This is a genomic window from Microcoleus sp. PH2017_24_DOB_U_A, from assembly GCF_020738205.1.
Taxonomy (GTDB): domain Bacteria; phylum Cyanobacteriota; class Cyanobacteriia; order Cyanobacteriales; family Microcoleaceae; genus Microcoleus.
Genome location: NZ_JAEQCT010000156.1, coordinates 1 through 10,523 on the forward strand (window position 1 = coordinate 1; position 10,523 = coordinate 10,523).

Sequence of the window (10,523 nt, forward strand, 5' to 3'; positions counted from 1 at the left end):
CAGAATTCTGCTGTTACTGGATTTGACCGGAAACGATATTATCTCCTGTCGCGAGCGGGGACGCTCGCACTGGCAGAATTCTGCTGTTACTGGATTTGAGATGATACCGGAAACGATATTATCTCCTGTCGCGAGCGGGGACGCTCGCACTGGCAGAATTCTGCTGTCACCGGATTTGATATGATAGCGGAAAACTTATCCACTCAATCTTAATAACTAATTGCTCTTTCTAAAGCATCTTGTAACTGAAGTTCTAAAGGTCTATCCGAGCGAATTTCTAAACCAGGTAAATCATGTTTCACTAACAGTTTTTCGCCTGTTTCCGCAGTGGAACTCGGCCAGAGTACCCAACGACTACCTTGGGTAAGAGTGCTTAAACTTGCAGAGTTTTGAGTTAGCCAAATGATCGATAGTTGCGATCGACTATCGATCGCATCTTCGGCAGCATTAACCGCCGCCAAGGTTTCCAAAACTACCCGGTTCCCCGAGACAAGTCCGGTTCCGGCCGTCCAAAGTTTGACGTTTAACAGGCGCTTGCTAGCATAGAAGTAAAGAGACGCTGCTACTGTCACCGCTCGTTCAAATTCCTCTGGTTGCCACAATGCAGCGCTGTCGAGAGCAATAATAATTTCTTGGCCGCCTGCTGCAACTTCTAACTCTCTCACCCGCAGTTCTCCGTAGCGGGCGCTGGTGCGCCAGTGAATCAGGCGGGTGGGGTCTCCGTGACGGTAAGGTCTCAGGTTGCGGGTGAGGCCTTCGGTAGCGGTTTGCGATCGCAGGCGATCGTACAATTGCGGACTGTCTTCTTGACCGATGCGATCGATCAAAGGGCAAGTGCTCAACGGCAAAACCTGCGGGTAAACCACCGCCACCGCTTTTACCGGGCGGCTGCGACGGCACCAAAACAACCCTAAAGGCGCCGCCGTCCTCAAGTGCACCTCTTGCCAGCGATAGACGCCCCGCTGCCGGACTTCCACGTAGTATGTATCCCTGTATATACTTTTAGGCTCTACGATCTCGATCGGGCGGACAAGCTCTTTTCCCAATACAAACGGTAAGATGTCTACCACTTGCAACAAGGTTTTAGGTTGGCGGGCGCTATTTTCGATTTCTAGTTCCACGGTGATTTTATCGCCCGCACTCACAGGTTCGATCGGGTGGCGGCGGACTTCCAAGGAACGCAGCGATTTTGCAGGCAAAACCGCAGCTACTACCAGCAGCGCCAAACTGCCACCGCTGAGCGCGTACAGCCACCCAGACATTGTATTAGTAGCAGACCCAAAAAAGAACACCGTCATCCCCGAGAGCAGCCAACCCGCGTAGGCAGGAGTAACAGCGCGATTTTCGAGCCAGTCGGCAATTTTGTGACGGATGTTCATAGGAGTTAAAACTGTTAATTGCTCGATCGCCCATCAAGCCTAATTGTAAAATATTCTCAGCATTTGGCACCGAATTAGCAAGCGAGCGATTAGATTAGAAATCGGGAATTTTTTCAATGATACTTTGACCCCGCCCAATAACGGATACAAGATCCCGACACTCGATCGCGCACGGTCAATCCCCAAATTTTAGACCATAGTTGAAACTCCCAGATTCACGGCGCTGCGAGTCAATCTAAAATCTAAAATCTAAAATCTAAAATCGACTCACTGGAGACTAAAAAATGAACCCATTAAACAATCCTACACCCGTTAAACCCGACCCTCAAGCCCGCCGCACACCCCCGCCACCGCCGCCCTTGGCTGCAACTCCCGCGCCACCACCACCGGCGCCTGCTGCACACCCCCTGGCGCAACAGCAGCATCAGCAGCAACAGCAGCGGGCTGTTGAGACTCCCGTAAGTACGATCGAACAAATGGTCAGAGATGCCCATACCGCCTCGGCTTCCGACATTCACATTCGAGTCGGTCAAGTACCTCGATTTCGGATTCGGGGCGTCATGCAAGTAGCAACCAGCCACCCCAAAGTCACGCCAGAAATTTTTGAACATTACTTAGCCGAAATTCTCACCCCCGAACAGCGAAAACAGTTTGCAGCTACCAAGGAATTAGATGCAGCAATTTTTTACCCGGGCTTCGTGCGGTGTCGGCTAAACTGTTTTGATTCCCTCAGTGGTGGCGCCCTAGTATTGCGGTTGATCAGTTTAGAAATACCCACTATCGACTCCTTGAGGTTGCCAGAAGTTCTCAAAAAGGTCATTTTGCGATCGCAAGGATTAATTTTGATTACCGGGCCTACCGGTTCCGGGAAATCGACAACAGTCGCTGCGATGATCGACCACCTCAATCAGACGGAACAGAAGCACGTAGTTACAATTGAAGACCCGATCGAATTCATTCACCCTTCTAAAAAATGCTTGGTCAGCCAGCGGGAAGTCGGCTTGCACACCCACGAGTTCCAGCAGGCTTTGCGGGCAGTTTTGCGGGAAGACCCCGATGTCATCCTGATCGGGGAAATGCGCGATCGCGTTACCATCAATACAGCCTTGCAAGCAGCTCAAACTGGTCACTTAGTATTGGGAACCCTCCACACTCGCAGCGCCATCAACGCTCTTAACCGCTTGTTAAACCTCTACCCACCTGAGGAACAGCAGGCGATGCGGATTCAAATTTGCGATTCTTTAGTAGCAGTAATTGCCCAACTTTTGCTGCCAACAGTTGACAACCGCCGCGTCGCAGTTCACGATATTTTGGTGAACACGCCAGCCATGCACGATTACTTGATGAAAGGTGATGATGATGAAGCTTTCCGGTTGATGCAAAATGACACCTACGAAGGCATGAAGATTATCAACCAGGATCTTTACAAACTCGTACTTGAAGGTAGAGTGACAATCGAAGAAGCCACAAAAACTTCTCCCGAAGCCAGCGATTTAGACCGCCGCTTGCGGACAGGAGGCTACGAAGTTGGGTCGGATCGAGACTTTGAAGGTAGCAAAAAAGAAAGGAGCGTTCGCGCCTAGCCTAATAGCAACATACATACAGGGGTAGGCACAGCAAGCCTACCCCACAAATTAATACCATTTAACGCACTTGCCATCTAGGTTGTAGGACTGCTACTTTGAGAGAGTTCAGGGAGCGCTGCGACTAATACCTTCACCATATAGTCATCGCTCATAAAAATCAATACCGGATGCGGGAAACAAGCGTGACTTTAGTCCTTCCTAGGGAAGCGGCTCGGGGGACTTCAGTCAAGAGTGTTCTTTCTTTGCTATTTCTATTAAAATATTGGGCGTTGCTTAATCATGGTATGAAAAAAATAAGTTTAAAATCCAAAACCTTTGTGGATACTGGTTTCTATGACAGACCTATTTAGCCTTTCATACCGTAAATCAGCAACGCCCCCAGTTATCGAAGGCGGCTTCCATCTGTTTGGGGTGGAGACGTTCAATCACCCGCCGAAAGCTATCTGGGCTGGGGATGCCATTGGGGAGTGCCCTGAAGGTGGAGAGCCAAGCTTGTTTGCTGCTGCCATAGAGTTCCATGGCTTAAGAGCTTTGTCCGCCTGCAATGGTGGAGAGAATCGCAACGATCAGAATATCGGATAAAGGATGCCATTGTCCCCGTTCGACTCGCTCGATCTTCGACGGATTTAAAACAGTCTACTAATCCTTGGCTTAAGGCTGATATTTCTAAGGGAACCGCACTCCTGTGTGGGCAGCTCAACAGCGGGCAGCGGGCGCAAATCCTTGAGACATAACGGGAACCAAGAGGTGGGAATACCCAGAGAGTGTCACCTTGTGTCAGCCTCGAAGCGAGGAAATCTAACAAACCTTTAGCATTGCACCTTTAACCTCAGTATCTGGCTTATTAATCTGTATCCTGAGCTACTATTTAACGTGCGCTTACCCTGCCTACAGTTAGCTACTATTTCGCTGATTTCTGTGCCTTTTTTTCCGATTCTACAGATTGCAAAGCTTCGTCCAGAATTGCCCGAGCTTCCTCAGCTTTGCCCCTAGCTTCTCGATAGCGGACATTAGCTTGAGCGAAGTTTTTGAGAACCTTAAAACCGTCTTTCAGACGACCAATTTCCTCCGCACTCACAGGCTCATCTGTAAACAAAATATCGATCGCCTCCCGGATTTTTAGGGCTTCTTCCCGGGATTCCATCACCTTCAATTTGAGACTTGCCAAATTGCTCAAAATCTGCACTGCTTCAGTAATTGCGTCCTCGCCGTCAGACACAGCAGCATCTTCGATAACTTCAACAAACTGCTTGGGCCCAAATCCTTCTGCGAGCTCTGTAGGTAGCTTCCCTTCATCCATCAGCAGCATCAGCTTATCCATCGCTTCTTCGCGGGCTTTCGCTGAATCTTTCCCTTTGACAGTTAAAATAATTTCGGGGCTTTGAGGAAGTGTATAACGAACCATATTTTGACCACAAGTATGCGAAAACAATTGAATGATATTTTATTTTATCTTGATTCGATCGCCTGTTGCAGCTATCCATCGGCTCCCTTGCCAACCTCTTGCCAAAAGTTGACACATATACACTCAAAAAGGAACCATCGACCATGAAAGATAAAATTCTTAACTTCCTCAACTTGATTTTAGTCGCTGATGTGTTTTTCGTCTTGGCTATTTTTGGGTGGTTTGCGATCGCCGTTGCAGGGCGATCGACTGGCGTAAATCTCGGTTTCGATTTATGGTACAGTCTGTGGCAGCCCGTATTTAATCCTGCCCTCGGTATTTTGATGGGCGGTGCAATTCTCAGCGGTATCGTTAACCAAGTTTCTAAACGCCTCAATCCCAAGTAAAATTTATGTTGTATTTGAGACGGTGATTTGGGACGCTACGAAAGTTAGCTATCAAGCTTGTAGGGTGCATCAGAGATGAGCTGCTCAATTAGGTCGCTGAAGCTTGAAAATACATAAGTATGTCATTGCCAGTGAAACAAAGTGAAACGAAGCAATCACAAAGGTTATCATAGCTTTACATTCTGTTACAGAGTAAAGTTTATTTGTAACTACTTACGTCGAAAATCAGGATTGAACGAATCGGAATCTAAAAATATCAACCATGTTCTGAGGAACAAAAGTCTGGCTAAATTATGGGAGAACAAAAACGTATCGGCATTCTCACCAGCGGGGGTGACTGTGCAGGCTTAAACGCCGTGATTCGAGCCGTTGTCTACCGCGCAACGGGAACATACAATTGGCAAGTGATGGGCATTCGTCAAGCCACCAAAGGATTGATGAGTCGCCCTCCTGAAGCAACACCCTTGAATATTGAGAAAGTAGATTCCTGGCTGACTATTGGGGGTACAATGCTAGGCACTACCAATGAGGGCAATCCTTTTGCTTTCCCGATGCCTGATGGAACTTTGCGCGATCGCTCTGATGATATTATTGAAGGCTATCATCAACTAGGTTTGGATGCCTTAATTGGGATTGGTGGCGATGGCAGTCTTGCCATTCTCCGAAAGATTGCCAACGCAGGTAATTTGAATTTAGTTGCTATTCCTAAAACTATTGATAATGATGTCGGTATTACCGAGCGTTCGATCGGTTTTGATACTGCTGTCAATATTGCCACAGAAGCACTCGATCGCTTACATTTTACAGCGGCCAGTCACAGCCGCGTGATGATTGTTGAAGTCATGGGACGCGATGCCGGACATATTGCGATTAGTGCCGGAATTGCTGGCGGTGCTGATATAATTCTGATTCCCGAAATTCCTTACAAAATTTCCGAAATCTGCGCCAAAGTTCAAGAACGCCAACAACGCGGAAAAAACTACTGTTTAATTATAGTAGCGGAGGCTGTGCGGACAGAAGCAGGCGAGTTAGTAATGCACACAAATCGCTTAGGCCAAAGTCGATTAGGTGGCATAGGTCAGTATTTAGCTGATACAATTTCTGATTGTAGCGGTGCAGAAACTCGCGTCACAGTTTTGGGACACATTCAACGCGGAGGAACGCCTTCTCCGCTAGAAAGATTAATTGCTTCGGCTTTTGGTGTCGCAGCAGTTGATTTAGTTGCCGAAAAGAAATTTGACCGCATGGTATCTTGGCAACAACGAGAAGTTGTGAGTGTTCCGCTGGAAGATGCGATCGCCAAATACAGACCTGTAGACTTCGATGGTACTCTGGTTAAAACGGCCCGCGGTTTGGGAATTTGTCTGGGAGATTAGATAATTACCTAGACTTTTTCACCAAAAAGAATGGGTTTGAAGCCCCGTCCTTATAGGACGGCTTTTCTTCCCTACGGAACATGAAAATTGCTATAATAAGTTTGAGTAAGAATAACCATCTATGCGAAGAAGTGTTTGATTAGGGAGCAACCCCCGTGTTATCTCGTCTCGATACGTCCGTAGCCTGGGTAAACAAGTAATGGTGAACACAGAGCGTACCTATCTGGCATTGTGATGGCAGGACGAAAGCAAAGGAAAAGTAAGCACGATTGCAATACTCGCAAGATGTAGTTGTTTTGAGTGTGTAGAGGCGATTTGACAGCGCCTTTAAGACTAAAGTTGTGGTTTTAAGAATCTCCGTGGCGTTGACTCCCGGAGAGTGTCAAATATCAACAGTTTGTAGTAATAACTTCACTTTTTGCTGGCTTAACTCAACAGCAAGGACTGAAGTCCTTACTACAAACTTTTTGAACTTCCGCAAAAGGTTTATGGTATAATCCGCCCGATCGCCCGATCGCCAGTTTGGATGTCGCAGAGGTACGATGGAATATAGGGAGGGAGACCAAGCCCGGTAAGGTTAAGCTTGGCGATAATACCCACAGGAAGGGAAAAATGACACTTAACTTGCGGCGACCAATTTTGATAGGCGGAATAGGACTTTCAGCAGCGCTTTGGCTGTTGGAAACTCTACAGCATTCGGGTTCAGAAATGGGAGAAACGGCACTCATCGGCTTGACGGCTGCCGGTGCGGGGTATTGGTGGTGGAAACAACAATCTCCCACACTCGAACTCGAACTCCCGCAGCCCCTGGCCAAGCGGGAAGCAGCCGAAAAAGCGATCGCGACTGCCGAAGCAGCAATTAAATTGCTCGCCTCAGAAGCTCAAAACTCGGTAAATCCGGCTCATCTAACCGCAAAGCTCGATCGACTCAAAGCCGAATTAGACAGACAAGATTTGCGGATTACCGTAACTGGCGGCAAAGCTGTCGGTAAAACTGCCTTAATTCAAGTTTTAAATTCTGATTGGGCATCCCAACAGCCACAACAGCAGATTTTCTCAGAAACAGCACCGCTGTTTGCCAGTACCACAAATTCCGATGCCAAAATCGGCGGTGATTTAGTGCTGTTTGTCACGGCGGGCGACATCACGGATTCCGAGTTTCAAACATTATCTCAACTAGCGTCCGCAGGTCAGCGCGTGCTGCTAGTTTTGAACAAACTAGACCAATATTTGCCAGCGCAGCAGTCACAAATTTTGCAGCAGTTGCACCAAAGAATGCAAGGAATATTGGGGACAGAAGATATAATTGCGATCGCAGCTTCCCCTAATTCGATTAAAGTGCGGCAGCACCAAGCAGACGGCACTGTTCAAGAACGGATTGAAACTCAAGTCTCTCAACTCGAACCGCTGACAGCAAGATTGACTCAAATCGTCACTCAAGAAGGGCAACAGTTGGTCTGGGCGAGTGCTGTGCGGGAAGCTGCAACGGTTAAATTAGAAGCAAAAACTTGCTTGAATGTCGTGAGGCGCGATCGGGCAATGCCCATCATCGAACAATATCAGTATATCGCCGCCGCCGCCGTTTTTGCCAACCCAGTTGCCGCCTTAGACTTGCTAGCCACAACCGCCATCAGCACCCAACTGGTAATCGACCTCGGCGCTATCTACAAGCAAGAGTTTTCCTTAGACCAAGCTAAGACAGTAGCGGCAACTTTGGCAACCCAAATGTTCAAACTGGGATTGGTAGAAGTGTCTACCCAAACTATTGCTGGACTGCTTAAAAGCAATGCCGTTACCTATGCAGCCGGAGGCGCAGTGCAGGGAATTAGTGCAGCCTATTTTACCAGAATAGCTGGACTAAGTTTGATTGAATATTTCCAAAATCAAGAACTGGAAAATGCAGCCAAAGGCATTTTCAGTCTCAATCAGTTGACGAAAACTTTGCAAGCAGTATTTCAGCAAAATCAACAAGTTTCCTTCTTGCAATCTTTCGTCAATCAAATTGCAAGTCGTCTCTCGCCTCAGACATCTGGGGCCCAGGCTGTTAATTCGGCAGCAAATTAAATACTTCTGGAGCCAGGGGCGGCGAGAAATCGAGTCTGTCTGACGATTAGGCCTAGATTCCCTAAAAAAGGGGATCTGACCTCTTAGGTACGTAGTTGCGCTTGAGCGCTCTTTCATATATATAAATAAGAGCGCTCAAGCGCAACTACGTACCTTGATTGCATGGGACAGTTGGGTAAGTCCTAAAATTTATCAAAAATTGTATTAAAATAAGAAAGAGAATGTTATATTTCTACGCTCAATTACATAGCTTAAAAAAGCCGATCGCCAATGGCTGACAATTCCCTTCAAGAAAATCGCCTATCCCTCGCCCGCGCCAGTTTGCGCCAAGCCCTCGCGCGCTACTCCTACCTGCGCCAAGGCAAAAAAAACTCGAACAACACAGAATTAGAAGCCGCCCTGCAAACTCAGTTAGATATTTTAACTTCTACCTCCGAAAAACTTGACAACAAGGTAATTAGGATTGCTACTTTCGGGCTAGTCAGTCGCGGCAAATCAGCCGTATTAAACGCGCTGTTGGGTCAAAAAATCCTGCAAACAGGCCCCCTCAACGGCGTGACTCAGTGGCCTCGTTCTGTACGTTGGAATGTGCCTTTAACCTTCCTGGAGGGCGTAGAACCCCCCCAACCCCCCCTTGGTAAGGGGGGGCAGGGGGGGGTTCAAGTAGAATTAATTGATACTCCCGGACTTGATGAAGTTGGCGGGGAAGTGCGCGGCGAGATGGCGAAACAAGTCACTCGCCAAGCTGACTTAATTCTGTTTGTGGTAGCTGGCGATATCACTCGCACTGAATATCAAGCTTTGTGCGAATTACAAACTGCTCAAAAGCCGCTAATTTTAGTTTTTAATAAAATTGACCTGTATCCAGAATTAGACCGAACAGCTATTTACCAAAGTTTGCAAGCGCTGGGAAATTCCGAACAGCTAGCAGCCGAGGCGGTAACAGATAAGGAAGATTGGGACGATTTGGACGATCGCCAAAATAACATCCCTGCTCCTAAATCTACAGCAAAACCACCCGCTAAAATTGCCAAATCCTTAGAAATAGTCATGGTAGCCGCCGAACCCGCACCGATGCAAGTGCGCGTAGAATGGTCAGATGGAAGTATCACCAACGAATGGGAATCGCCGCCTCCCCAAATAGACGAACTCAAACACACAATTTTGACAATTCTTAACAGAGAAGGGCGATCGCTCCTCGCACTTAATGCTTTAGTAGAAGCTAGAGATGCCGAAGCAAATCTTGCTCATCAAGTTCTCAAATTGCGCCAAACAGAAGCCGATGATTTAATCTGGCAATTTGCCAAATACAAAGCTTTAGCTGTCGGCTTAAATCCTGTTGCTTTCCTGGATGTCATGGGCGCAACTGTTGCAGATTTAGCCTTAATTCGCTCTTTATCCAGACTTTACTGTTTACCGATGACTGGTTACGAAGCCGGCAAACTTTGGCAAACTATTTTCTCCAGCGCTGGCGGCGTACTTTTGGGAGAATTAGGTAGCAGTTTCCTCTTGGGATTTGGGAAAAGTGCGGCCGCTGTCGCCCCACAAATCGGCTTTTCGACTTTCGCCGGAGTCGCTGTCACTCAAGCTAGTTTAGCAGCCTACGGAACCTACGCTGTCGGTCGCGCCGCCCAAGTTTATTTAGAAAGAGGCTGCACCTGGGGCCCCCTGGGACAGGATACTGTCATTCAAGAGATTCTAGCTACCATCGAGCGCAATACAATTATCGATCGCTTGCAGCAAGAATTCAAAATATGACACAAACCACAGCCATATTACGCGAACTGAAGCCGAGGGATTTTTTCCCGAGTCGTATCAAGATTTCCCCGAAATTACAGAATTGGTCAACTGATTGCTGTGTCATAAACATCGCAGTTGAGTAGGGTGCATCAGAACAAAAAAGGTACGTAGTTGCGCTTGAGCGCTCTTAACAAAGGTACGTAGTTGCGCTTGAGCGCTCTTAAAAAGGTACGTAGTTGCGCTTGAGCGCTCTTAACAAAGGTACGTAGTTGCGCTTGAGCGCTCTTAAAAAAGGTACGTAGTTGCGCTTGAGCGCTCTTAAAAAAGGTAGGTAGTTGCGCTTGAGCGCTCTTAAAAAAGGTACGTAGTTGCGCTTCAGCGCTCTTTCTTATATATAAGAGCGCTGGGATTATCTCAGTTTTATTGTTATAGTGATGTCCACGAAGAGCAAGTATTATACAGCTCGCTCTTTGTGGACAGCACTGTAAAAAAAATGGTTTTTGCACAACAAATGAGATGCTCCCAGAGCGCTGAAGCGCAACTACGTACCTCTCGAAAAAATGGTTTTTGCACAACAAATGAGATGC

The 10,523-nt window shown here is 47.4% G+C and carries 10 protein-coding genes; 6 read left to right on the top strand and 4 right to left on the bottom strand.

Translation table 11 applies throughout. The features are described 5' to 3' along the window. Positions 1-184, top strand: a 184-nt coding sequence (locus JGK07_RS31125; RefSeq protein WP_293193663.1) for a hypothetical protein, incomplete at its 5' end; no start/stop codon positions are given. A gap of 25 nt (positions 185-209) precedes the next feature. Here the strand turns inward: JGK07_RS31125 and JGK07_RS31130 are convergent. Further along, positions 210-1,379, bottom strand: coding sequence for a DUF58 domain-containing protein (locus JGK07_RS31130; protein ID WP_293185252.1), 1,170 nt, complete (start codon positions 1,377-1,379; stop codon positions 210-212). A gap of 284 nt (positions 1,380-1,663) precedes the next feature. Here JGK07_RS31130 and JGK07_RS31135 point away from each other — a divergent pair, with 284 nt between their 5' ends. Next, on the top strand, positions 1,664-2,962 hold the full coding sequence (locus JGK07_RS31135; protein WP_293243475.1) for a type IV pilus twitching motility protein PilT: 1,299 nt from the start codon (positions 1,664-1,666) through the stop codon (positions 2,960-2,962). A 369-nt stretch (positions 2,963-3,331) separates the two neighbouring features. Here the strand turns inward: JGK07_RS31135 and JGK07_RS31140 are convergent, their stop codons facing one another. Then, the gene (locus JGK07_RS31140) at positions 3,332-3,484 is read right to left on the bottom strand and encodes a transposase family protein (protein ID WP_293185249.1); all 153 of its coding nucleotides are present in this window, start codon (positions 3,482-3,484) and stop codon (positions 3,332-3,334) included. A 382-nt stretch (positions 3,485-3,866) separates the two neighbouring features. After that, positions 3,867-4,370 carry a hypothetical protein gene (locus JGK07_RS31145; RefSeq protein WP_293143532.1) on the bottom strand — a complete coding sequence of 168 codons (504 nt, stop codon included), beginning with the start codon at positions 4,368-4,370 and terminating at the stop codon, positions 3,867-3,869. Positions 4,371-4,513: 143 nt separating this feature from the next. Here JGK07_RS31145 and JGK07_RS31150 point away from each other — a divergent pair, with 143 nt between their 5' ends. The 4 genes from JGK07_RS31150 to JGK07_RS31165 all read left to right on the top strand — a co-directional run bounded on the left by JGK07_RS31150 (position 4,514) and on the right by JGK07_RS31165 (position 9,954). Continuing rightward, positions 4,514-4,756 carry a hypothetical protein gene (locus JGK07_RS31150; RefSeq protein WP_293185248.1) on the top strand — a complete coding sequence of 81 codons (243 nt, stop codon included), beginning with the start codon at positions 4,514-4,516 and terminating at the stop codon, positions 4,754-4,756. A 293-nt stretch (positions 4,757-5,049) separates the two neighbouring features. Next, complete coding sequence (locus JGK07_RS31155; protein WP_293185247.1) at positions 5,050-6,132, top strand: ATP-dependent 6-phosphofructokinase; 1,083 nt, start codon at positions 5,050-5,052, stop codon at positions 6,130-6,132. Between the two features lie 612 nt (positions 6,133-6,744). Beyond that, the gene (locus tag JGK07_RS31160; RefSeq protein WP_293226587.1) at positions 6,745-8,196 is read left to right on the top strand and encodes a YcjF family protein; all 1,452 of its coding nucleotides are present in this window, start codon (positions 6,745-6,747) and stop codon (positions 8,194-8,196) included. A 270-nt stretch (positions 8,197-8,466) separates the two neighbouring features. Then, positions 8,467-9,954, top strand: coding sequence for a DUF697 domain-containing protein (locus tag JGK07_RS31165; RefSeq protein ID WP_293185243.1), 1,488 nt, complete (start codon positions 8,467-8,469; stop codon positions 9,952-9,954). Between the two features lie 131 nt (positions 9,955-10,085). Here JGK07_RS31165 and JGK07_RS31170 read toward each other — a convergent pair. Continuing rightward, a partial coding sequence (locus JGK07_RS31170; protein ID WP_293193667.1) for a hypothetical protein occupies positions 10,086-10,523 on the bottom strand: 438 nt, incomplete at its 5' end.